We start from the raw sequence: 22,619 nt of genomic DNA on the forward strand, positions 1-22,619 counted from the left end.
CCTTGGGCGAGTAAAATACTCCTAACTATAAATTAGTTTATTATTTGGATATGTCAAGCACATAATAATTTCTTTACCGGAAATGTTGCGCTTTATTTTCAAATACTTATGGCTAAAAATACTGCCCGGTGCCTACAGATATTTGCCAGCTTCTTCTTTCTATCGCATAGGCCAAATCGACGCGGACTATTTCAGCCTGCGTACTTCGACTTAATCCAAATCGCATTCCACATCCAATCGATATTTTAGATTCTCTAATTGAAAAAGCCGTTTCCCGTGTCCATATATTGCCAATATCGGCAAATATGACTCCCCCTAAACCAACAGATAAAATTTCAAGATCAGAAAATATGCGGTTTTCAATATTGGCGACAATTCTGCTATCACCGTTTAGAATGAATGCCGGATATCCGCGCATTCCTCTGTCTTCATCAAGATACAAAGTTAGTGAATGGTTTTGAAAATGATTGAATACGGCATTGATATTTACGGCAAGAGTGTGATTATTATGATATTTGACGTACCACTTAAAGTAATGCTTTACATATTTTCTAATCCAGGCGCCATCAGAAAACCAGAAACTCAGATTAGAACCGGCCCTGAAATATCCTTTATCAAATCCAATCGTTAATTGGGGCCAAAGATTTATTCTTTGATATAGCGGTTTTTTGAAATTAGCCTCATATGCCAGTAATCCCATCACCAGTATATCAATTCCCAAATTAACATCTTCAGCCTTTTGAAACCTGTTTATTCTGTGATAAGTATTAAAATTGACCTGCTGCAGCCGAAATCCCAATTCAAGAGTATGGCTTAATGTATCGACCGGCTTTTCGGGCAATAGCCGTAAAATATCAGCTGAATCCAGGATATTTCCGTTGAAATCGATAGAATCCGATGTAATAAACCTTTGTCGCGGCTTGAGCTTGGTATATGTATGCCCCAAATAAAAACTGTACTTTAGGTTATCCGGACCATATCGGAGAACAAAATTAGTGCTTAACCTCTTTCCGGTGAACCGATCGCGCCCGGCCAGTATTTCGGCAATATAATAATCGAGTCTTTGTTTATTCAGATTATAACTCAGGTTCCAGCCCCAATTTTGATTGAGATTATACAGGGGTTTATTAAGCGATATTATCGTTTGTCCGCTTCTGGGATTATCGGAATAGAAAAAACCGGCCGAATAATTCAACCCCATAAATCGGGAATCCCGGACTTCCCCCTGATAATAATTGCGATCGCCTTCCAGAACAAAATAATCATGAGATGTGAATACTCCGTACCCGAGAAGATTATTTTCCTCAATTCCCAACTGGATATCTGAGCGACCCCCTGCGCGATGCAGGGAGACTCCCCCGACCGTCGTCCATTTATCCGAAGTACGGACAACCATTATGTTTTCACCGTTATCCCCTTTTATCAAGTAAATTTCGGTTTTGAGTAAATAAGGCAGTCGGCGTAAATTTCTAACCGTTTCGTTAACAAGGCTCGTGTCAAATACATCACCCTTACCGAGTAACATTTCGCGCTTGATTACCGAATGTTTTGTAACTATATGTGTTTTATTGGCGATTTTGAAAAGGAAATTATTATAGCGGGGATCGTTTAAATTGAAAACATTTTCAGTAATGATTTCAATTGAATCAATGACTACTTGATCAGCGGTTTGCGCAAAAGCAATATTAAAATGCTGAGTCAGAGATAACGCCAAAACCGAGACAAAGAGATTTAGTATCTGGTGGACGGATTTCGTTGTTGATTTTGCGCCAAAATTAGTTTTTCTCACTCACGCTGCCTTCTTCAAGATAATCGTTTTAAGACCGATAATATGATAAAAAAGAGAAATTTCTAACAGATAAAAATTTTCCAATATGGCCCCTGAAATATCAAAAAAAATCGGAACCCTGTTAGTTGAAAAGGGATATGTAACCGAGGAACAAATAAATACCGCCCTTAAAATTCAAAAAGGTTCCAATGATAAATTAGGTGACGTTCTCGTCGGCGCCGGAATTATAAGCGAGGATCAATTAGTAGAGGTTATTTCCGAAAAGCTCAAGATTCCCAAAATTAATCTTTCTTCATTGATTATAAACCCTCATGTTTTGGCAGCTATTCCGGTTGAAATGGCTAAAAGATTTACTCTCATTCCCTTCCTTAAAATGGGCAACACTCTATCCGTCGCGATGGTCAATCCTCTGGATGTGATAGCCCTTGACGAAATTAAATATCATACCAAGTGTGTCATCAAAAGGATCGTGGCCGGTAAGACCGCAATTACGAGGGCCATAGAGCAATATTACACTGTCGCCGATTCTGTTCGGGAAATCCTGGGTGATGAAAAAGAATCCGAAGAAATTGAAGAACCCTCTGAAATAAACCTTGAACAATTAACCGGCGGCGAGGGCGCGGTAGTCCGCATGGTTAATATGATCTTAACCCGGGCGATCAAAGACGGGGCTTCTGACGTTCATTTTGAGCCAGATGAAAAAGAACTGAGGATTCGTTACAGGGTTAATGGAATCATGCGTGAGGAGGCCGCGCCTCCCAAAAAATTACAGGCTGAAATAATATCTCGATTAAAAATCGCGTCCGACCTTGACGTTTCCGAAAAACGATTACCCCAGGACGGACGCATGTCTATAGCCGTTAAAGACAACATCGTTGATCTAAGAGTTTCGACCCTGCCGACCATACACGGGGAGAAGGTTGCAATTCGGATTCTTGACCGGCAAAATCTCAAAACAGGATTACCTGAACTGGGCATGCAACAGAAACTACTGGCGGCCTGGCGGCAGCATATTCAGGTTTCCGAGGGACTCATTTTGATTTCCGGACCGACCTCTTCGGGAAAAACTACAACGCTTTATGCTTCTTTGCAGGAGATAAACAGCATTGAAAAAAATATTATTACAGTCGAAGATCCGGTCGAATATTCTCTCCCTCTAATTAATCAGGTCCAGATAAACGAGAAAGCCAATTTAACTTTTGCCTCAGCTCTACGGTCAATTTTAAGACAGAATCCGGATATCGTAATGGTCGGTGAAATCAGAGATGCCGAAACGGCCGCTATCGCGACCCGCGCCGCTCTGACCGGCCATCTTGTTTTCTCAACGATACATACTAATGACGCGATTGGATCCATCACGCGACTGAACGATATGGGTATTGAACGCTATATGCTGGCCTCGGCTCTCGAGGCGATTCTGGCTCAAAGGCTGGTTCGAACAATATGCGGTGAATGCATTGAGGAAACAACCTCGCCGTCGGCAGCGGTTTTAAATCGCGCCTTTCCGGACGGAATTCCTGGCAATATTACATTTTATCATGGTGCGGGATGCCGCGCTTGTCGTGAATCGGGTTATGGAGGATTAACCGGAATTTTCGAATTGGCCGAGATAAATGATTCTATTCGCGAAATGATCTTAAATCATGAATCGGAAGCCGCAATCGCCAATGAAGCAAAACGTCTTGGATATCGCCCTCTCTTTGAATATGGCCTGGAACTCGTCACAAATGGCGTAACCACACTTGATGAAATTCTGAAAGTGACTTCTCCGGTATCAAATTCATTCGCGGTTGAGCCCATAAATCAGGTACGTTCAAGTGAAGCAAGTCTGGACTTATAAGGCACGCGATCACGCCGGTAATCTCATTACCGGTGAGACCGATGCTGAAAGGCGCGATATTGTAATTCAATCGCTCTCGGAACAAGGATTAATCCCAACCAGTATAAGGCCGCGCTCTGAAGGTATTTCTTTTTCAGATATTTTGGGGAATTTCGGCTCGACCAATCGCGAAAGCTTGATTGTCTTCACCAAAAAATTATTGACCCTATACCGGGCCGGTATACCACTCCTGCGCGCCCTGTCAATTATTGAAAAGGGCGCCCTGGAATTGGGCTTGTCTAAAGAAATTGCGGAAATCAAAAATGATCTGCAGTCGGGTCAAACGCTCTCAAAAGCCATGAGCCGGCACCCGAAAAAATTTCCATCCATATATATTGCTTCGGTTTCGGCTGGGGAAACTTCGGGAACATTGGATGAAGTTCTGAAGCAATTAGGGCACCTTATTGAAAAAGAAATGATACTCGCTCGCCAGATTAAATCGGCATTGCGCTACCCTATCATGGTAATAATCGCGATTACAATTGCCATCTTCGTTTTGATGTCTTTTGTAATTCCGAAATTTTCCAGCATCTACGGTAAATTCGGAGCTGAGTTGCCTCTGGCGACCAAAATCGTGATCTCGGTCAGTAATGTCTTTTCTTCTTACTGGTATCTGATTTTGGCCTTGATAATTATTGGAATTTTTGGTTTGAAAAGATTCATTTCGACAACCAGGGGAAGGCTTATTTGGGATGAGTTGATCCTGAAGATTCCAATTATTGGGGATTTAACCATCAAGTTCAACGTTGCTCGTTTTGCGACAATGCTAAAGTCACTCTTCAAAAGTGGCGTTCCTATGGTCAGCTGCCTGAATATTCTTCAGGAAACAACCTCAAATAAGGTCATCGCCTCCGAAATTTCCCAAATTGCCGAATCTTTTGAAAAGGGACAGGAAATAGGACTTGAAGGGGAAAAAGAATATAAACATTTCCCGGCCATGGCCTTAGAGGTTTTTCAGGTTGGTCTGGAATCAGGAACAGTCGATTCAATGATGGGTGAATTAGCCAATCATTACGAAATGGAATTGGAGTACAAATCTCGCAATCTGACCGCATTGGTAGAACCAATATTAATAGTAGTGATCGGAACCATGATTTTGATACTGGCTTTGTCGATTTTCCTTCCGATGTGGAATTTAATTCAGGTATTTCGATAAGCAGGCTAAAATCTGCAATTAATAATCCGATAATGATTTATAGGAATCTATTAACCCTATTTAACTGTTTCAAGGAGGTGAAAAAATGCGTCTTGCCAAAAATTCCGGTTTTACTCTTATTGAGTTAGTAATTATAATCGTCGTTCTTGGTATCCTCGCTGCTATCGCCATTCCCAAATACCAGGATATAACCTCCGATGCAAGAGAAGCAGCCTGTCGGGGCGCCCTGGGGGGGTTACGTTCGGCTATTACTATTTATTACGCTAACCAGGCTGTAAAAACCGGATCCGCCACCTGGCCGGCTCTTGATAGCCTGGGTACGATCGGTATCGTAATGGAACAGCAGATACCGAAGAACCCGTATTGCCCCGATGCCAATTACTCCGATAGTATTGTTGCCGGAGTATCCAGAGGTACGATAGTTGGAATCGACTGTGGATGGGCCTATAATACTGCGACAGGAGAAATTTGGCCCAATACTAATACTGCCGGCGAGAATCAGTGGTAATATGCCAGTCGAAAAGAGGTTAAACTCTTCAGGGTTCACCTTAATCGAGCTGATAATAGTTATTATTGTCTTGGGAATTGTCGCCGCGGTTGCTATTCCCAAAATGGGCGATGTTTCCCAAAATTCAAAAACGAACGCGACTCGCACCGAAATGCTTACGCTGAAACGGGCGATAATCGGAAATCCCCAAGTCATCGCGGGAAACCGTCACGCCAACCCCGGATTTGAAGGTGATGTAGGCCATCCTCCGATTACGCTTTCGGAGTTGGCGATTAAGCCCGATTCAATTGCGACCTATGATAGATTCCTGCATCGCGGATGGAATGGGCCTTATGTTGATAGCGCCGGTAATGACTATCTAAAAGATGCCTGGGATGTCGCTTATATTTATGATGGGATTAATCGCAAGATAACTTCGGCTGGCGGACCCGATTCAATTGTAGTCAGCTTTTAATTGATGATTTTTAAACCGTATCCGGAAGAGCGCGCAAAATGAAAATGGCGGATCAAAATTTGTCAACAATAGATAATGACGTCGCCACAATGACATTCAGAACGACGCCGTTGACCGGATTACGGGTTGGATTGAGGTTGGGCGTTATTTTCGGTCGTCATTCGGTTAATCTCAGTCTTATTCAAAATATATTCGGCAAAAATTTTATTCGTGATATCGCCTCTTTCCCACTTGACTTGATTGAAAGTTCCCAATCTCAGGAAATTTTTTCAAAAGTAGTTGAGCTTATTAGGAATTATTTGTATCAGAATCAACTGCCCGCTATTCCCGTTAATATCGGCCTATATGGCGAAAATATGGCATTCAGGCGCATGTATATACCGGTTATGTCTTCCGGCGAAATATCCAACGCTGTACTATGGGAAGGAGAGAAACTATTTCCGTTCAAATTCAGCGATTGCCGCCTTCATTACCATATCGCCGATAAAGTGCGTGGCGAAAGCAAAAAAATAAGTTCACTGGGCGTTAATATTACGGCGGTGAAATCAGAGATTATTGAGGATCTTTATCAAAGATTTTATAACGCGGGTCTGAAGCCGGGACAAATTAATTTCCTGCCAAATTTGACTTCAGATTTCGTCAAAATCAGTGATAAAAATGCCGGTAGGTATCAATTGCATATTCATCTTGATAACAATCTCAGTTTTGCTGTCTTTCTTCATAATAATGAGTTGAGTTTTTTCCAGGAATTTATGTCCCTGCCCTTTTTTGATTCTTCAGTTCGGACCGGAATCACAAATATTGAATCGATTATTAGTGAATTGCAATCATTTATCGATATATATATAGCCCACACTCGAGACGCGGCGATTGACACGATTTTAATCTCTGGCAAAACATCCCAAAACTCTGAATTGCTTGATTACATAAATTCCACGACCGGAATTCCCTGTCAATATTTATTAGATCCGGCACCAAAAATGCCCAGGATATCGGGTATATCAATTCGGGACCTATATAAAAATTTACCAGTGATCGCAACCGCGGCCGCCAATCCGAATTTTCGACCTTTGGCTCCGGATGCAATCAGACAAAAGGCCGTGAAGCGTCAATTTTATTCAAGAGTGGGTCTGATTGCGATGGCTTTTATCATTATTGCCTGCGGCCTTTTTGGGATGATACAGAGCCAGGAACAAAAAGTCGAGTCGGAATTGGAAAGTATTCGCGCCAAAATCACTGAAATAGAAAATTCACCGGCTTATCACACCTATTTGAATATTGTCGGGAAACTAAATCGCGGCAAAGAATTTCTTCGTATGAGTTCCGATAAGCAGCACTCGCATTTAGGCGTCTTGATCAAATCGTTATCTTTTGATATTCCCGAAAGTCTTAATCTTACGGAAATTCATACGATTCAAAAAGAAAATGGCTACTCCATGCGATTAACCGGACATGTGAGGATCAAAAACTTTTCTCCCGAGATTGTTCTGGCCGGATATATCAAGGCTCTTGAAGAATATCCGTATTTCAACAACGTCGAAGTAATCAGTCATAACAAGAATTTAGAGGATGAAGAATTCGATCTTGATTTTCAAATAATGATGGATATTCAAGTATGATCAAGCTGACTGTAACAGGAACCGTTATATTCGCATTATTTCTGGGTGGTTTTTATCTTTTCATTGGTAAACCGGCAGATAGCCGAATTAGGTCATTAAATGATGAGTTGTTTCGCGAACACAAAAAACTCGAAGCCTATCATACCTCTTTATCCAATATCGATAATCTGCTGGCGGAAAATCAGGAAATTTATTCGGCGATTGGTAATATCGAATCTAATTTTTCCGGAGAAGATGAAGTTATCGCACTCTACCACACGATTGATTCATTTTGTCATCGTCCGGGATATCAGTTAGAAGAAATTACGCCGTCTCTCAATGAAGTTATCCAATTCTTACGTAAATGGGACAACGCCGAATCAATTGTATATCTTCCGATGAGCGTCAAGATCCGCGGGAGATTTGACAATATCACGCGCCTATGTGAGGAGATTGAAAAAAGCGTATATTTCCACCATCTGACTGAGAGTCATATCATCGGCTCCGAAAAACTCTATCCCGATTGTTATTTTAATCTGGCCTTTGTAGCCGGCCTTTCAAACCGTATGGGGTTGTTTAGCCTTGAATGAAAAAGTCCGCAAATCAATAGTCTTTGGAATATTCATCATCGCCGTCATCTGGGGATATTCCAACCTGTCACAAAGATGGGCAAAAAAACCCCAGGAGCAGGATATTGCGAAACAACAGGTGGCCGCAAATACGGTTAATAATAACATTGGACAGAATCAAGCCATACCCGAAAACCAAATAATCCATGATTCAGTTTTTGCATTTTACGCTGAAAAACCTGTCACCAAAAACCCGTTTTATCATAATCGAAAAAGGGTAACCGGAAAAACAAAAAAAATAAAATTGCACCTTTTGGGAATTCTCTATCGACAGACAAACGCACAGGCGCTTATAAACGGTCGCGTCCTCGGTGTTGGTGATCTAATCAGCGGTTATCATGTTAAAAACATTGCCAGGGAAAGCGTCGTTTTGGAAAAAGCCGGGAAAACCATAACTCTGTTTCCCCGGAAGGAGTCATTGTGAAATCACAAATTAGAATAATATGTTTTTGGTTTGCTCTTTTTTTGGTCTTCACACAAAGCGGTTGGCCAAATAACTTCAATCCCAATGCCAGGGTTAGTCTTAATTTCGATGAGACCCCGATTAATACGGTATTGAAGATGCTGGCGGTTCAAAATGACCTCAACCTGGTAGTTTCATCAGACATCAAAGAAAATATTTCCATCCATATAAATAATGTCGGCCTCAATACCGCTCTGGACGCGATACTCCTGCCGAACGGTCTCAATTATTATTTCAGTGAAGATGTTATTATTGTAAAAAAGGCAGATAAGCAGGTTGCGGGCGAACATATTGCCAAAACATATAAATTGAAATTTATTTCCGCCGAAGCGGCGGCGGCCGCGATAGAGCCGCTTAAATCCGGCCAGGGCAAAATAATACCGATAGCTCCTCCTCCCAAAGAGGATGCTCCTGAAGCCAAAATCGAAGCTTATGAACTGGTGGTATTCGACACTCCGGAAAATCATCAAATAATTGGGGTGTTACTGGATCAAATCGATATAAGAAGACGGCAAATCACAATAGAGGCGAAAATCATCGAGACCAATTTAACCGATGATGAAAAACTGGGAATTAACTGGCCTAAGTCCATCTCGGCTTCAATTAACGGCGTGGCGGCTCCGGGACAGCAATCATCATCACTCTCAGATAACACCACCGAAGCGGCAATGATGCCGCTCGAAACAGGCAACTGGCAATTGGGTCATTTATCGGTCCATCAAATGGATATAGTTATAGACTTCCTGCGACAGCGGAATAATTCCAAATTATTATCCAATCCGCGCGTGACCACTTTGGATAATGAACCGGCCAAAATTAATATCGAAACGGTAATACCAATTCAGACTATTAATCGCTTTTCCGAAGGCGCCGTCATTCAGGATATTGTTACTTTTCAGGATGAAAAGATCGGTATCTCTCTTGAAGTCACACCTCGAATAAATAATGACTCCACGATTACAATGCGGGTCCATCCGATTGTCGAAGAGATTATTGGATACACCGGGCCGGCCGAAAATCAAAAGCCGATTACATCGCGGCGTTCAATTACTACCACTGTAACGGTGAAAAATAATGAGACGATCGCTCTGGGCGGACTGCTCAAAGAATCTCAAATCGAAAATCAATCCAAAATATTTCTTCTCAGTGAAATCCCGTTTTTGGGTTCACTGTTTACGCATAATACGAAAGAGATTAAGACTACCGACTTGTTGATTCTCCTGACACCGCGGATAATTGATTGATTAATCCCGAGATGGTGTTTGTAACATCCATCTGACGCTGTGCGAGAACATCAGAGCGATTCCGGGTATCAGGTAAACGATGTCTCGTAAAATTAAATAAAGACCGTGCGATTTCGCTTTGGAGCTGACGGTAAAACATCCGCACTCAAGATTTACGCCTCTAAAAATATTTATACTTATGGCAATCATAAACACAATCATCAGGATTATAAGATAATTGCGGCTTCCTTTGTAAAAGACACCTAAAATTAAAAATAATCCGGCCATAAACTCGCTCATCGGAAGGATTAAGGCGAATACATTCACCAGCGAACCCGGTAATAGATGATAATTGTATACGATGCGCGCGAATTGGTCGGGGCTGATAATTTTATCCAGCGAGGCGTAGATGAATATCCCGCCAAATAATAACCTGCATATCATCGTGACAAAATCATTGGAAAGGAATTTTCTCACTGGTTTTCCCCCTCGCTTGATTTTGCCTCTATGGGAAGATTATTGGTTTCCCACTCGCCCCAGCCGCCATAAAATATTTTGCTATTAACGAAATCTTCATCACGAAAATACCGTCCGAGGAATAATGATGATTCACATTCGGTGCCGCTGCAATAGATTACATAATGGGCGGTTTTATCCATTTCGGCGATGACCTGCTCCCAATGCTCGTCAAGATAATCAAACGGAATATTAATAGCCCTTTTGATATGGGCATATTCAAAATCTTCAGGATCGCGGGCGTCTATAAATATGTTATCCGTTGATTGGTATAAGGCAACGGCTTCATCCAGAGAAATAAATGGAGGATCGCCTTCTTCGGCCGACGGTGGAAGAATCATCTCGCCCGCCTCAGCCGTCCGGGACGGCCAATTGCCGATAAACGATATTCCATCATCGCGAATGCTATTGATACCAACCGCCAGAACTGCCGACAGCAGAAGTATAATCAATATTTGAATTATCCAATTTTTCATCATTGGTTCTTATACCTGACAGCGCTCAAATAGGTTCCTATCTAATACGCAACCACTTTTATATACATCTCGTAAGAATTGTTAAATAATTATTTTTCCTTTCGGGTCAGGAAAAAATAGCGTATCTTAAATTGATAAAAATGGAATAGATCTGAATTAACAATCAATAATCAAGGAGGTATTTTTGAATCTATCCAAAAAATTTATAATTTTCTTAATTGTGCTTTTTGCGGCATCGCCGATTCTGGCGGAATTTAAGTACGACGTAACCGAACACAAACTTGCCAACGGTCTAACCGTTCTGCTCTATGAGAATCATAACGCGCCGCTTATATCCACCTATACTTTCTTCAAAGTAGGATCGCGCAATGAACGGCCCGGCATCACGGGTATCAGCCACTTTTTTGAACATATGATGTTTAACGGAGCCAAACGATACGGACCCAAAATGTTTGATTTGACCCTGGAGCGAAATGGCGGGTATTCTAACGCGTATACTTCCAGAAATATGACAGCGTATTATCAAAACTTCTCGTCGGATATTCTGGAATTAGTCATTGATATGGAATCGGATCGGATGGCGAATCTTGCTTTCGAGCCGGAAATGCTCGCGTCCGAAATCGGAGTCGTCAAAGAAGAGCGCCGGGTCGGAATTGATAATAGCAACACCGGGTTGCTCTACGAAGAACTATACGCCACAGCATACAAGGCTCACTCTTATAGCTGGCCCGTTATAGGCTGGATGGAAGATCTCAACAGTATTACCAGGGAAGATTGCCTCTTATATCACAAGACGTATTATGCGCCTAATAATGCCGTAATGGTCATTACCGGAGATTTCGAAACTGCCAGGGCAATTAAATTACTTGAGGATTACTACAAAGATATCCCCTCCGGACCTCCGCCTCCGCCGGTAGTCAAGAATGAACCCGAACAGAGGGGGCCGCGCCGGGTAATTATCAATAATCCCGCGAGTCATTCGCATATAATGCTGGGTTATCACGTTGGTGATAAAGACAGTCCCGATCTTTATGCTATGGAAGTCCTGCAATCAGTCTTAACTGCCGGAGAATCGAGCCGAATGCAACAAGCTCTGTTAAACGATTTGGAATTGATAACCGGAATGTACGGCGGATTTGGATGGGGATACGATCCTTCCCTTTTCAATTTTTACTTCGCAGTATCACCAAGCAAGACATATCAGGAGGTTGAGAATGCTGTTGATTCGGTTCTTGCTGATTTTATAAAAAATGGCCCGACTAAAAAAGAGATGGAAAAAGCCAAGAATGCATTAACTGCCAATTTTTACAGGAATTATAAAACCAATAACGGCATTGCCCATGAAATTGGCTACTACCATAGTTTATATGGTGATTGGAAAACGATGTACGGTTTTGTCGATAAGATTAAGGCCGTCACGGCAGATGAAGTCAAAAACGCCGCTGCGAAGTATTTTACGAAAAATAATTCCACTCTTGCGGTCTTGATTCCGGAAGGAGGTGGACAATGAAAAAGTTATTTATTTGTTGTATTGCGGTTTTAATTCTTGGCGCACCTATCGCCGCCAAGATTAATCTTCCCGACGCGAAATCTATAAAGCTCGATAATGGCCTGCAAATTCTCGTTGTCGAACGACATGGTTTGCCGTTGTTTTCCCTGGATTTTGGATTTCGTTGCGGATCGATACACGATCCTGATAGCAAATTTGGGTTGGCAAATTTATGCAATGAAATGCTGATGCGCGGCACCCCTACCCGTACAGCCAAAGAATTAGCCGAAGAAATATCGTTTCGAGGCGGTTCTTTAAGCAATTATTGCGGGCGTGAAATGAGCGGATTTTCGGGTGAATTTTTATCCAAATACGGTGAATCGGCGATCGAAATTCTCGCCGATATCGTACTTAATTCGTCATTCACCGAAGATGAATTTACCAAAACAAAAACCCGCATTATTGCCAATCTTCAAAGCCGCCTGGAAAACGCGTCAAGAATGGCTACTGAGCATATCTTTAATTCCATTCTTGGTGAAAACCCCTTCTCCCATATCCCTTCGGGAAATCCGGAATCGATTTCGAGCATTAATCGGGAAGCTGCCCTGGATTTCTATGAGAATGCTTATACTCCCGATAATTGTCTGCTGGTAATATGCGGAGACATCAGTGCTGATATGGTCACACAATGGTGTCAAACGTATTTCGGTAATTGGAAAGGCAAAAGAAATCTTCCGAACGTCAAGGCTGATTTTCAAAAAACCGAAGGCGTCGAAATTATTCTTTACGACAAAGAAGATGCCAGCCAGACTCAGATAAGATTCGGCGCCAACGGTCCCGGTATGAGCGCCCCGGACCGCATTCCGTTTGAAGCCGCGCGGACAATCTTTGCCGGTTCTTTTACGTCCCGCCTGGTTGATGAAATTCGCGTAAAGCGAGGATTAACTTACGGCGTCAGCATGAGATCATCCAAGTTTTCAGGCGATGGAGTTTTGTACGTTTCGACCTTTACCAAAAACGTTTCCGTCGGTGAAGTCCTTGATATTATCTTAAATGAAACGCAGAAGATTCACACCATTCCCCTGACCGATGAGGAATTGACTGGAACAATCAAATATCGCAATGGCCTGTATCCTCTGAGTTTCGAGACCAATGAAGGTATCTCGGATAAATTTCTTAATCTATGGTTCTATAATCTTGACAAATCTTTCTACGAAGATTACCAGGAGTCTTTTAAAAAATTAACCAGTGAAACCTTAATGAAGGCCGCCAAAGATAACTTTCCGCTTATGCATTATAAACTGGTTCTTGTCGGGAAAGCTGAAGAAGTGCTATCGCAACTTGAAAAATACGGAAAAGTTGAAGTAATCCCTTTCTATCAATAATGAAATCAATCATAAGTAAAAGCCCCCGTTTTAAAAATACGAGGGCTTTTAAACATGCGCTTGACGCAGTTCACAAAAACCAATTTTCAAGTTTTACTTTTACAGCAACGAGAATCCCCCCTCATCCTGTAAGAAATCATTAGGCTATTTGCGGCGTTCCTAAAGCTCCAATGATGTCCCCTGCAACGGCCCCATTTGCCGCCCGGGCAACAATCCGATCTTGCCTTTGAGAATTCGATTGACTACGACAATAAATCTTTCCGAATTCAATGACTGTAAGCCGTAAGGATGCCACAAATCCTTTTCTCCTAATTTCGCGTACTTGATCGCCTTTTTTCTCTTCGGCATAACACCTCCCCTTGAGGTTCAATTGATTTAGAACGGCGGTATTACGTGGGGAGTAATCCTACAATGTTACCACCTCCAGCTAAATATTTTTTGGTGCTTTCTACGGTGTGAGGGATCCATCATTATAAAGTAATGAGATGGGTATTTCGCTTGCCTAAAAATAATCCTCTCATAAATAAGGAAATATACATACACCTAACCAACTAATAATTTTCTTATCTTGTTGATAGCACGGCGCTTATAAATACTTACAACCTGTTGTGTGATTCCCAGAATTACCGCTATTTCTCGCTGTTTTTTGCCAGCAATAGTCAACTTCATGACCTTTTTTTGTCTCGGACTAAGTGATCGTGATAAATGCCATCGAAATCTATTGCGAAATTTGTCGAACTTTTTATCTCGAATCTTGTCGGAATCAGTTTTGAAGTAGGCCGAAGACTCTGTTGGGAAGGATTCTATGAATAATTGGTCGACAATAATCTCAGCAAAATCAGATTCCCTTTTGCGGACCATAATTCAATCCCATTACGCCTGTGGCGATTCGGACTTTTCAACAGCTTCAATTATATTTTATGGCGATGCCGTTTAGCTGTTTTGTTGTGAGATCAAAATATTTTTTTATTTTGTTTTTTATTTCTTTTATCGATACGGTTTTTTCATAATCGGATAAATCCGCGGGAAGATTAGCAAGTTCACCCTTATAGTATTTATCGGCCAGGTTTAATTTCAGGTCGGAGTAATCATTTTTGACGTTTTGTAATTCATTGCTGGATATATCTAATTTGGCGTTCAGATCATTAAATGAATTTTCAAGAGAATCTATTGTGTGATTTAGCAGGGCAATTTGCTCGTCGGCACCGGAGTTATCGCTGATCGTTTCCGGGGAATCGGATATATCGGCATAAATTGAATCGATCAGATACTGCCTCAGAGAATCAGTCATGGATAAGACATCATCTTTGCTGATATAATTCTCATCCGGAGCCGTATAATTTATTCTCTGTTTTTCCTGACTTGAATAAATCACCTTGATATAAGCGATACTCACTAAAACCAACACCAGTATAATGGCGATAATATATTTCTTCATATCATTAACCTCCGGCAAAAAAATATAGATTTGAATATTTTAAGTCAAGATTAGATTTTCAGGTTGATTTAACGTTTTAATGATATTATTGCGTTTGACGATTTAATTATACTCTACTTCTTTTTCAATTTGCTTCAACGAAATATGCTCTTTGCGCAAATAATAAAAACCCACTAATGTAACGACCAGATACTGAGCGGCATGCATAACAATAGAGCAGGATAACGCCGTCGATTGGTCAACATTGTAAAATCCTAATGACAACACCGCCCCATAATGATAAACGCCGATAAATCCCGGAGACGCCGGTACCATTATGAGAATGGATACGACCACTAAAATCACAAATGACGCGGCCAGCGGCAGTTTTAACCCAAATGCAAGCAGAATAAAGTAATTTGAAATCCCCATTATCATCCAGATCATGAAAGTATGATAAGTTGCCCAGAAAATCTGCCGCCAGTCTCTCATGAATTCCGTCCCGGTGGCGAATCTTTTTACTGCTTCGTTTACAATGGGCCTGATTTTCCCGGGCATTATACCGAGCAGTCTTTTAAGAATATGGCTGTCCCGCTCTCCGCGGCGGCTCAGATAAACAGCAAATGACAAGCCCAATAATCCCACGACGATGGTTACGACGACTCCAAATTTCAGTTGTTGATTGAGAATTAACGGGGATACAAAGAGAACCAGAAAAAATATGATTAGTAAGGCCAGCAAATCAAAAACAATTCTCTCGACAAATATAGTCGCCAGCGAAGCTGATTTCGATATATCCTCTTTAACTGACAATGAATACGCCCGGACGAATTCTCCCAGGCGAAAGGGAAGAACATTATTAGCCATAAAGCCAATCATCGTAATCGAAAACAATCTTGAGAAAGGAATACTTTTTATCGGGGAAAACATATGTTTCCAGCGCAATCCCCTGAAAATCATCGTGACCATAATGAGAATCACATTCGGAATCAACCACCAGTAATTGGCATCTTTGAGCGCTTCGGTAAGCTCGGTGTAATCGACTCTATAGAATAGGTAGGACAGAAGAGCGGCCGAAATAACTATTCCGGCAATCTGCATAAATATTTTTTTGCCTCTCGCGCTCATTACTTTCCGGCTACCTCTTTACACAAATCAAGGAATTTATCAGCCGCCTTATCCCAATTAAACTGCTCCGCCCAACTCAAACCGCCCTGCTCCAGTTTCTCTCTCACATTTTCATCGGTGAGAAGCATAATGATTTTGTCAGATAACTCTGAAATATTTCCATACTCATATAATAATCCACTGACATCGTGCTTGACCGAATCACATAGTCCGGGAGTATTGGCCGCAATAACCGTTGTACCGCAACTATTGGCCTCAATATTTGTCAGTCCCCATCCTTCTTTCAGAGACGGATATACCATAATATGAGAGCGGCACAGATTTTCGACCTTTTTCTCCTCGGAAACAAATCCGGGAAAATCCACCGCATCCGATATTTTTAGCTCCTGAACCTGTTTTCTGAGAGTATCGAGATAATCTCCGATTCCGATCACGGATAATTTTGCGTTGGGTATTTTGCTTTTTACGATTGTAAAGGCGGAAATGAGATGTTGAACCGATTTATATTTTTTAATTCGACCCAAATATAGGACCGACGGATATTCAAATTTATGAAATCCCTTGCCATTGTTATATAGCTCTCGATCTATGCCGCAATGAATCACGGAAATATTTTTTTCAGGAATTCCTCGAGTTATCATATCTCCTGCGGTTGATTCGGATATGACACAAAATTGCTTATTACGATAGATTCGTGTAAGAGGCTTTTCCGCGAGATATATATAGCTCCCCAAAATAAAATTAATTTCCTGAAATACCGCCGTAGAAAAAAGATGCGGGATAATAATTATCGTTGGCAAATTAAGGTATAGAGGGGTGTAGAAGGGAATCTTATTGATATCTTCAAGAAATAAATCATAATTCTCCGACTTAACAAGCCTTCTGAGATGAAAAGGAGCCACTAGATTAAAGTTATATCGGTTGCCCGTCCGAATAATTCTTACACCTTCAACTAATTCTTCAGATAATCCTCCTATGTAATTAGAACACAATAGAGTTACGGAATGGCCAGAGGACGCGATCCTACGAAGCAATTCCTCCAAATGAACTTCAGCTCCCCCCGACATGGGGTTTTTCAAGTCTTGCCAATTTAGCGCTAAAATATTCACGAATCAATTTCCCCGAGAATCTGTGTCATTTTGGCTTGCGGGCAAAGTTCTCATCGTTTCTATTATCTTTGGCGCGTCTGGATCATCAGGATTATTCTTCAGCCAGTTTGCAATTACAGCTCTCATCCGATTCCATTCCTGGTCCTCAAACAACCATTTTGAGTAAAGCCGAAATCCATTATAAAAATGGGGAAAGGTATCAAGCGTAGCGCTCATTACTTCTTTAGCTTTTTGTCGATTTCCTATTTTATCATAAGTCATAGCACAGGTATAATACATCTCTATGGCACGTTCGCGAGGGATGAAATTAACAATCGAGTCGACTAAATGCTCCTGCCCCGATTCAATATAAAGCTGGGCCAGGTAGTTGTAAGCGCCGACATTATAGGGAACGATCTTTGTACTAAATGCAGCCAGCTCTATCGCTTCCTCAAACTGTCCCAACATACGCAAAGAATCAGCCATTAGTGTTAATCCGGTCGTGTAATTGCCGGTTAAAGCCTTGGTTCGTTCATCCTTATAGATATTATCATCGGCAATTGAACGAAATTTGAATTTACTAAAATACAGATCTTTGGCCTTTTCCATATCGATTTGACCCGGTCTATCTCCCGACTCAAGACGATGAACCATACCCTGCATGACTAACCTATCGTCAATCTTCTGACCTCGATATTGCCGCATACTTGGCGGAATAGATATTGAATAATGAATCGGTCTTTGCCAGCGGTTTACAGCCAGGATTTCATCATGAACCTGATCCTGAATGCGGTACCTTACCTGGCCCTCCAGTAAACGATGCCGCAGATTCGAGATTTGAGAATCTGTCCATCTGATCGGAATCTTTTTTGTATTTCGAATTTGTCTGATATACCAGTCCATATTCGCCAGAGAAAGGTTTACGACTGTCACGTCGGTTCTGATCTTATAAACATTCTGCAGACACCACACCGGAAAAGTATCATTGTCTCCGCCGATGAATAAAATTGAATTAACATCGCACGAAATTAGGTTATTGTAGGCAAAATCATAGGGAATATAATTGCCCGAACGATCCGACACATGATAATTGGCGACAACCGGTACAGCGCCAAGAAAGACCAATAGAGACAGAACAAACATTGTCGTACGGCGTAGAATTTTTGACTTAAATAAAATTGACTCACGCGCCATTTCCATTAAGGCGGCTATTCCCAATCCAATTGCAATTCCAAAAAGGATAAATCCGGGAGTGAAAAAATAATCGCGGTCGCGGACTTCAAGGTTTCCGTCACCGGTTAACGGATCGATTCTGGTACCGTCAGCAAAATTCATATACCAAACCAAAAATACGGTTCCAAGTAAAATCAATAAAAAGAAGGGAATTCCGATTTTTGAACGCCTGCGCATCAACTCCCAAATTCCCAACAATCCCAAAACGAACACAAACGCAAATGAACGGCCGTTTATTCCATATTGATTTGAAAAGAAACCCCAGAATCCCATCCGAGGATAAACTCCGAATTGATTTTTAAGCTCCGCCCGTCTCATCATAGCCCGCTCAATCATTGATTCACGCCCGTATTGACGGCGTTCGAGAAAATTCTTGAAAGCCGCAAAGGAATATGATGGATCATTCTGATTAATAGCCGGCTTTTGAGCAGAACGAATCGGAGTATATATTTGCACCGAATATCCTATAATGGCGGCTAATATCAGCGCCAGAGAAAATTTCCAGATGTATTTGCGTGTAATTATCACACCAAGAATAGCCGCCAGCAGCCATATTCCGGTTGACCATAAAAACAGATCTATATTATGGGCGATCAGAACAAGACAGAATCCTGTAACATAAAAAAAGATTTCTCTTCGCAATCTCGGAGAATATAAAATAACGGTTATAAAAACCGCCGGCATTATTAAGAACGTCGTCAGATGAATACCGATTGACAAAAACGCCAGGAAATTAATTAATAGTAGATATTTGACTGAGGTTGGTTTTTCCCTTTCTTCAATCCAGCGAAGTAACAACCAAATTATGATAATCATTAAAAGCATCGCTGGTGAATACACTTCGGTTTCGACGGAATTATTCCATTGGGTTTGTGAAAACCCGAACATCATACTCCCAACAACTGCCCCAACATAAGCCGTAAATCTCCTCCAGCCGTCAATTTGACCCGGCTTCCACCACATGATTATTAATCTGCGCGTCACCAAATAAGCAAACATAACCGCAAAGGCTCCGCTTACGGCCGAAAACATATTCACTCGAGCCGAAATATCTTCATGAAGCGGTAAGATGCTGAATATGCGACCGAGAAGAACCCAGAGGGGATTTCCGGGAGGATGAGGTATTCCCAGGATATGGGCACAGGTAATAAATTCACCGCAATCCCAGAAAGATAGGGTTGGAGCCTTAGTCATATTATATATTATCAGAGAAATTATGAATAGCGCGCCGGCAAGAGATTTATGCAGATAATTATCTTTTATCATCAAAATTGACTGTTCTCTCCAATTCAAAATTACCCATAAACGTTTAGTTTATTATACTTTGAAGGCAATAAATATAACACAAAAATTCTCTATGTCCAGCCATAAAAAAAGCGGGCTTTCGTAATACCACCCGCTTATGCTCCTTACTAACAATTGCTTAGGATTTTTAGATCACTGTTTTATTTCAGTTAAGGCCGCGTCCAGAATCCCATTGACAAAAGAACTGGAATCAGAAGTGCTATACTTTTTGGCCAAATCAACGGCTTCATTAATAGCAACTTTTTCCGGTATATCGGGCATGAAATGAAGCTCGCATAATCCCATCCGCAAAATTATGCGATCGATTACGGCAATCCTGTCCAGTTTCCAATTCTCGGCCAGTCGCTCGATTTCCTTGTCGAGGGAATTCAGATTTTTTATAGTCTCCCCGACATAAAAGTGAATAAACGAAATCTGCCCCGCAGGAATTGAGCTTTCCTTTTGGACTTCCTCGATTATCTCATTTACGTCACGGTTAAAAATTTCGTACGCATACAATACCTTGAGAACAAATTCCCGCGCTTGTCGTCTTTTCGTCATGCTTTATCAATCTGCCTGTAAAGATCAACCATTTCAATTGCCGATAGAGCCGCATCCCAACCCTTATTGCCAGCCTTTGTACCGGCCCGTTCTATCGCCTGATCAAGAGTATCAGCCATAACGATACCGAAAATTACCGGCAATTTCGTCTGCAATGCAATGTTCGCGATTCCTTTTGACGCCTCGGCCGCTATATAATCAAAATGCGGAGTATCGCCCCTGATGAGAGCGCCCAAACACAAAACAGCATCATACTTTTTGGCTAAGGCCGCTTTCTGCGCGGCGTACGGAATTTCAAATGACCCCGGTACCCAAATAACGCTTATATCTTTTTCGGCGACTCCATGACGAGACAGACAATCCAGAGCGCCTTCCAGAAGTTTTGAAGTCAACAGTTCGTTGAAGCGGCTAACTACGATGGCATGCTTTTGCCCCTTACCGCTTAATTGCCCAATATATGTTTTTGCCGGCATTTTATCCTCCTTACAATAATGATAATAAGTGTCCCAGCTTATCGCGTTTCGTTTCCAAATAAAATTTATTGTGCTCATTCGGCTTGCAAAGAACCGGAACCCGGTCGGTTATTTCGAGACCGTGCCCCTGCAACCCAATCAGCTTACGGGGGTTATTGGTTATAATGCGAATGGTCGAAAGTCCCATATCTTTTAGAATCTGAGCTCCGATTCCATAATCCCTCAGGTCGGCCTTAAAGCCAAGCTCCTCGTTTGCCTGAACGGTATCGCGACCTTTTTCCTGAAGAACATACGCCTTAAGCTTATTTACCAATCCAATACCCCTCCCCTCCTGGCGCATGTACAGAAGGACACCCATTCCTTCTTTTTCAATCATCTGCATAGCAAAAGCCAATTGATCGCCGCAGTCGCACCGGGAAGAACCGAAAACATCGCCCGTCAAACATTGCGAATGCACCCTTACCAAAACGTCTTTTTTGCCCGCCACATCGCCTTTGGCAAGGGCCAAATGATGATGATCATCAATCTCACTCCTATAGAGATGCAGTCGAAACTCTCCCCAGCAGGTCGGCAGTTTGGCCTCAAGCACATTAGTTATGAGTTTTTCATTATGTCTTCGATATTCAATTAAATCCTGCACAGTAGTAATCTTTAGATCAAATTCGTCGGCCATTTTCAACAAACGCGGAACCCGAGCCATATTTCCGTCATCGTCGATGATTTCGCACAAGACACCCGCCGGAGCGAATCCGGCCAGACGAGCCAAATCCACTGAGGCTTCAGTGTGTCCCGCCCGAGCCAGAACGCCGCCGTCCAAAGCCTGCAATGGAAATATATGACCGGGTCTGCCAAAATCTTCCGGTTTGGCATCCTTATTAACCAACGTCTTAATAGTCGTCGCCCGGTCATAGGCGGATATTCCAGTAGTCGTGCCGTTAACGGCATCAACCGAGACGGTAAATCGAGTGCCATGTAATGCGGTATTACGCTGCACCATCGCCTCAAGGTCAAGCTGCCCCAGCCTCTCGCGCGTCAGGGGCGCGCAAATGAGGCCGCGCCCATGCTTACTGATAAAATTAATGGCTTCTGGTGTGGCCATCTCGGCTGCCATGATAAAATCGCCTTCGTTTTCACGATTTTCATCATCAACAACGATGACCATTTTACCGGATTTTATATCTTCAATCGCTTCTTCGACTGTACAAAATTTTGCCATGTTGCACCTCTATTCTAATAACCCATTTTTCGCATAGACTCAACCGACAATTTCTCGGAATTAGATATCCTGTCTAAATGACGCAGGATATACTTGCCGATTAAATCAAATTCGATATTTAGTTCATCCCCGATTCTATTGTTAAATAAAGTCGTACGCTTTTGCGTTTCCGGGATAAGATTTACCAAAAAACTTTTCTTATCCAAGCGTGTCACGGTCAGGCTGACACCATCAAGGCATATTGATCCCTTATCGATTACATAGGGCGCATACTTATCGGCGAGCTCAACGGTAATCTGCCGGCTTTCGCCCACCTTTGAAATATCAATAATTCTCAGGGTACAATCAATATGGCCCGAGACAAAATGACCGCCCAATCTTCCGTCGGAGCGGAGAGCCTGTTCAAGATTCACGCGGTCGCTCACTCCGAGGTTTTTTATTGTCGTTAGTTTAATTGTCTCCTGCGAGGCTTCAACCGTAAAGGAATTCTTATCAAACGCTGTCACAGTCAAACATGGCCCGGAAACAGCCATCGATTCGCCGATTTCAATATTTTCAAATAATGGCTCAGGCGAAATGGTTATCACCCGATAATTCCCGCGCGAGGAAATATTTTTTATGATGCCTGCGCTTTCAATTAATCCTGTAAACATA

Annotated in this window: 22 protein-coding genes; 10 read left to right on the plus strand and 12 right to left on the minus strand. The window is 42.0% G+C overall.

Annotated elements, in window-relative coordinates:
• Nucleotides 1-112: 112 nt before the first annotated feature.
• Nucleotides 113-1,789 (minus strand): hypothetical protein, encoded by a 1,677-nt coding sequence (locus V3V99_09575; protein ID MEE9442902.1) that lies wholly within the window; start codon nucleotides 1,787-1,789, stop codon nucleotides 113-115.
• Between the two features lie 85 nt (nucleotides 1,790-1,874).
• On the opposite strand from V3V99_09575, the gene V3V99_09580 reads away from it, so the two are divergent.
• The 8 genes from V3V99_09580 to V3V99_09615 all read left to right on the plus strand — a co-directional run bounded on the left by V3V99_09580 (nucleotide 1,875) and on the right by V3V99_09615 (nucleotide 9,720).
• Nucleotides 1,875-3,629 carry an ATPase, T2SS/T4P/T4SS family gene (locus V3V99_09580; GenBank protein ID MEE9442903.1) on the plus strand — a complete coding sequence of 585 codons (1,755 nt, stop codon included), beginning with the start codon at nucleotides 1,875-1,877 and terminating at the stop codon, nucleotides 3,627-3,629.
• Nucleotides 3,607-4,824, plus strand: coding sequence for a type II secretion system F family protein (locus tag V3V99_09585; protein ID MEE9442904.1), 1,218 nt, complete (start codon nucleotides 3,607-3,609; stop codon nucleotides 4,822-4,824). The genes V3V99_09580 and V3V99_09585 overlap by 23 nt, the downstream gene beginning before the upstream one ends.
• 85 nt (nucleotides 4,825-4,909) lie before the next feature.
• Nucleotides 4,910-5,332: a prepilin-type N-terminal cleavage/methylation domain-containing protein gene (locus V3V99_09590; GenBank protein ID MEE9442905.1), complete on the plus strand. Its 423-nt coding sequence runs from the start codon at nucleotides 4,910-4,912 to the stop codon at nucleotides 5,330-5,332.
• Between the two features lies 1 nt (nucleotide 5,333).
• A complete protein-coding gene (locus tag V3V99_09595) occupies nucleotides 5,334-5,786 on the plus strand; it encodes a prepilin-type N-terminal cleavage/methylation domain-containing protein (protein ID MEE9442906.1) in 453 nt (150 codons plus the stop codon).
• Between the two features lie 38 nt (nucleotides 5,787-5,824).
• Entirely contained in the window at nucleotides 5,825-7,405 is a 1,581-nt protein-coding gene (locus V3V99_09600) for a hypothetical protein (GenBank protein MEE9442907.1), read from the plus strand.
• Nucleotides 7,402-7,974 (plus strand): hypothetical protein, encoded by a 573-nt coding sequence (locus V3V99_09605; protein ID MEE9442908.1) that lies wholly within the window; start codon nucleotides 7,402-7,404, stop codon nucleotides 7,972-7,974. The genes V3V99_09600 and V3V99_09605 overlap by 4 nt, the downstream gene beginning before the upstream one ends.
• Complete coding sequence (locus V3V99_09610; GenBank protein MEE9442909.1) at nucleotides 7,967-8,437, plus strand: hypothetical protein; 471 nt, start codon at nucleotides 7,967-7,969, stop codon at nucleotides 8,435-8,437. Before V3V99_09605 ends, V3V99_09610 begins: the two co-directional genes overlap by 8 nt.
• Entirely contained in the window at nucleotides 8,434-9,720 is a 1,287-nt protein-coding gene (locus V3V99_09615; GenBank protein ID MEE9442910.1) for a secretin and TonB N-terminal domain-containing protein, read from the plus strand. The genes V3V99_09610 and V3V99_09615 overlap by 4 nt, the downstream gene beginning before the upstream one ends.
• On the opposite strand, the gene V3V99_09620 is transcribed toward V3V99_09615, so the two are convergent.
• Both V3V99_09620 and V3V99_09625 read right to left on the minus strand, forming a co-directional pair.
• Nucleotides 9,721-10,176, minus strand: coding sequence for a MauE/DoxX family redox-associated membrane protein (locus V3V99_09620; protein ID MEE9442911.1), 456 nt, complete (start codon nucleotides 10,174-10,176; stop codon nucleotides 9,721-9,723). It lies immediately after the preceding gene.
• The gene (locus V3V99_09625) at nucleotides 10,173-10,694 is read right to left on the minus strand and encodes a rhodanese-like domain-containing protein (protein ID MEE9442912.1); all 522 of its coding nucleotides are present in this window, start codon (nucleotides 10,692-10,694) and stop codon (nucleotides 10,173-10,175) included. Before V3V99_09625 ends, V3V99_09620 begins: the two co-directional genes overlap by 4 nt.
• Before the next feature lie 181 nt (nucleotides 10,695-10,875).
• Between V3V99_09625 and V3V99_09630 the strand changes: the two genes are divergently transcribed.
• Entirely contained in the window at nucleotides 10,876-12,201 is a 1,326-nt protein-coding gene (locus V3V99_09630) for a pitrilysin family protein (GenBank protein MEE9442913.1), read from the plus strand.
• Complete coding sequence (locus V3V99_09635; GenBank protein ID MEE9442914.1) at nucleotides 12,198-13,565, plus strand: pitrilysin family protein; 1,368 nt, start codon at nucleotides 12,198-12,200, stop codon at nucleotides 13,563-13,565. Before V3V99_09630 ends, V3V99_09635 begins: the two co-directional genes overlap by 4 nt.
• A gap of 159 nt (nucleotides 13,566-13,724) precedes the next feature.
• Here V3V99_09635 and V3V99_09640 read toward each other — a convergent pair whose 3' ends face one another.
• The 9 genes from V3V99_09640 to V3V99_09680 all read right to left on the minus strand — a co-directional run bounded on the left by V3V99_09640 (nucleotide 13,725) and on the right by V3V99_09680 (nucleotide 22,618).
• Nucleotides 13,725-13,913 carry a hypothetical protein gene (locus V3V99_09640; GenBank protein MEE9442915.1) on the minus strand — a complete coding sequence of 63 codons (189 nt, stop codon included), beginning with the start codon at nucleotides 13,911-13,913 and terminating at the stop codon, nucleotides 13,725-13,727.
• Nucleotides 13,914-14,472: 559 nt separating this feature from the next.
• Nucleotides 14,473-15,003 carry a hypothetical protein gene (locus V3V99_09645; protein ID MEE9442916.1) on the minus strand — a complete coding sequence of 177 codons (531 nt, stop codon included), beginning with the start codon at nucleotides 15,001-15,003 and terminating at the stop codon, nucleotides 14,473-14,475.
• 102 nt (nucleotides 15,004-15,105) lie between these two features.
• Nucleotides 15,106-16,110 (minus strand): lysylphosphatidylglycerol synthase transmembrane domain-containing protein, encoded by a 1,005-nt coding sequence (locus tag V3V99_09650; protein ID MEE9442917.1) that lies wholly within the window; start codon nucleotides 16,108-16,110, stop codon nucleotides 15,106-15,108.
• Nucleotides 16,110-17,177, minus strand: coding sequence for a glycosyltransferase family 4 protein (locus tag V3V99_09655; GenBank protein ID MEE9442918.1), 1,068 nt, complete (start codon nucleotides 17,175-17,177; stop codon nucleotides 16,110-16,112). Before V3V99_09655 ends, V3V99_09650 begins: the two co-directional genes overlap by 1 nt.
• Before the next feature lie 45 nt (nucleotides 17,178-17,222).
• Nucleotides 17,223-19,697 (minus strand): DUF2723 domain-containing protein, encoded by a 2,475-nt coding sequence (locus V3V99_09660; GenBank protein ID MEE9442919.1) that lies wholly within the window; start codon nucleotides 19,695-19,697, stop codon nucleotides 17,223-17,225.
• Nucleotides 19,698-19,868: 171 nt separating this feature from the next.
• Entirely contained in the window at nucleotides 19,869-20,276 is a 408-nt protein-coding gene (nusB, locus tag V3V99_09665) for a transcription antitermination factor NusB (GenBank protein ID MEE9442920.1), read from the minus strand.
• Nucleotides 20,273-20,749 (minus strand): 6,7-dimethyl-8-ribityllumazine synthase, encoded by a 477-nt coding sequence (ribE, locus tag V3V99_09670; GenBank protein MEE9442921.1) that lies wholly within the window; start codon nucleotides 20,747-20,749, stop codon nucleotides 20,273-20,275. The genes nusB and ribE overlap by 4 nt, the downstream gene beginning before the upstream one ends.
• 10 nt (nucleotides 20,750-20,759) lie before the next feature.
• Nucleotides 20,760-21,965: a bifunctional 3,4-dihydroxy-2-butanone-4-phosphate synthase/GTP cyclohydrolase II gene (locus tag V3V99_09675; protein ID MEE9442922.1), complete on the minus strand. Its 1,206-nt coding sequence runs from the start codon at nucleotides 21,963-21,965 to the stop codon at nucleotides 20,760-20,762.
• Between the two features lie 14 nt (nucleotides 21,966-21,979).
• Entirely contained in the window at nucleotides 21,980-22,618 is a 639-nt protein-coding gene (locus V3V99_09680; protein MEE9442923.1) for a riboflavin synthase, read from the minus strand.
• Nucleotide 22,619 lies beyond the last annotated feature (1 nt).

It is taken from the genome of Candidatus Zixiibacteriota bacterium (genome assembly GCA_036480375.1).
GTDB lineage: Bacteria > Zixibacteria > MSB-5A5 > GN15 > JAAZOE01 > JAZGGI01.

Excerpts from the sequence above, each read along its gene's own strand:
- V3V99_09580 (MEE9442903.1), top strand. The coding sequence starts at position 1,875 with ATGGCCCCTGAAATATCAAAAAAAATCGGAACCCTGTTAGTTGAAAAG.
- V3V99_09600 (MEE9442907.1), top strand. The coding sequence starts at position 5,825 with ATGAAAATGGCGGATCAAAATTTGTCAACAATAGATAATGACGTCGCC.
- V3V99_09595 (MEE9442906.1), top strand. The coding sequence starts at position 5,334 with ATGCCAGTCGAAAAGAGGTTAAACTCTTCAGGGTTCACCTTAATCGAG.
- V3V99_09625 (MEE9442912.1), bottom strand. The coding sequence starts at position 10,694 with ATGATGAAAAATTGGATAATTCAAATATTGATTATACTTCTGCTGTCG.
- V3V99_09645 (MEE9442916.1), bottom strand. The coding sequence starts at position 15,003 with ATGAAGAAATATATTATCGCCATTATACTGGTGTTGGTTTTAGTGAGT.
- V3V99_09650 (MEE9442917.1), bottom strand. The coding sequence starts at position 16,110 with ATGAGCGCGAGAGGCAAAAAAATATTTATGCAGATTGCCGGAATAGTT.
- nusB (MEE9442920.1), bottom strand. The coding sequence starts at position 20,276 with ATGACGAAAAGACGACAAGCGCGGGAATTTGTTCTCAAGGTATTGTAT.
- V3V99_09590 (MEE9442905.1), top strand. The coding sequence starts at position 4,910 with ATGCGTCTTGCCAAAAATTCCGGTTTTACTCTTATTGAGTTAGTAATT.
- V3V99_09635 (MEE9442914.1), top strand. The coding sequence starts at position 12,198 with ATGAAAAAGTTATTTATTTGTTGTATTGCGGTTTTAATTCTTGGCGCA.
- V3V99_09675 (MEE9442922.1), bottom strand. The coding sequence starts at position 21,965 with ATGGCAAAATTTTGTACAGTCGAAGAAGCGATTGAAGATATAAAATCC.
- ribE (MEE9442921.1), bottom strand. The coding sequence starts at position 20,749 with ATGCCGGCAAAAACATATATTGGGCAATTAAGCGGTAAGGGGCAAAAG.
- V3V99_09680 (MEE9442923.1), bottom strand. The coding sequence starts at position 22,618 with ATGTTTACAGGATTAATTGAAAGCGCAGGCATCATAAAAAATATTTCC.
- V3V99_09605 (MEE9442908.1), top strand. The coding sequence starts at position 7,402 with ATGATCAAGCTGACTGTAACAGGAACCGTTATATTCGCATTATTTCTG.
- V3V99_09640 (MEE9442915.1), bottom strand. The coding sequence starts at position 13,913 with ATGCCGAAGAGAAAAAAGGCGATCAAGTACGCGAAATTAGGAGAAAAG.
- V3V99_09655 (MEE9442918.1), bottom strand. The coding sequence starts at position 17,177 with ATGTCGGGGGGAGCTGAAGTTCATTTGGAGGAATTGCTTCGTAGGATC.
- V3V99_09660 (MEE9442919.1), bottom strand. The coding sequence starts at position 19,697 with ATGATAAAAGATAATTATCTGCATAAATCTCTTGCCGGCGCGCTATTC.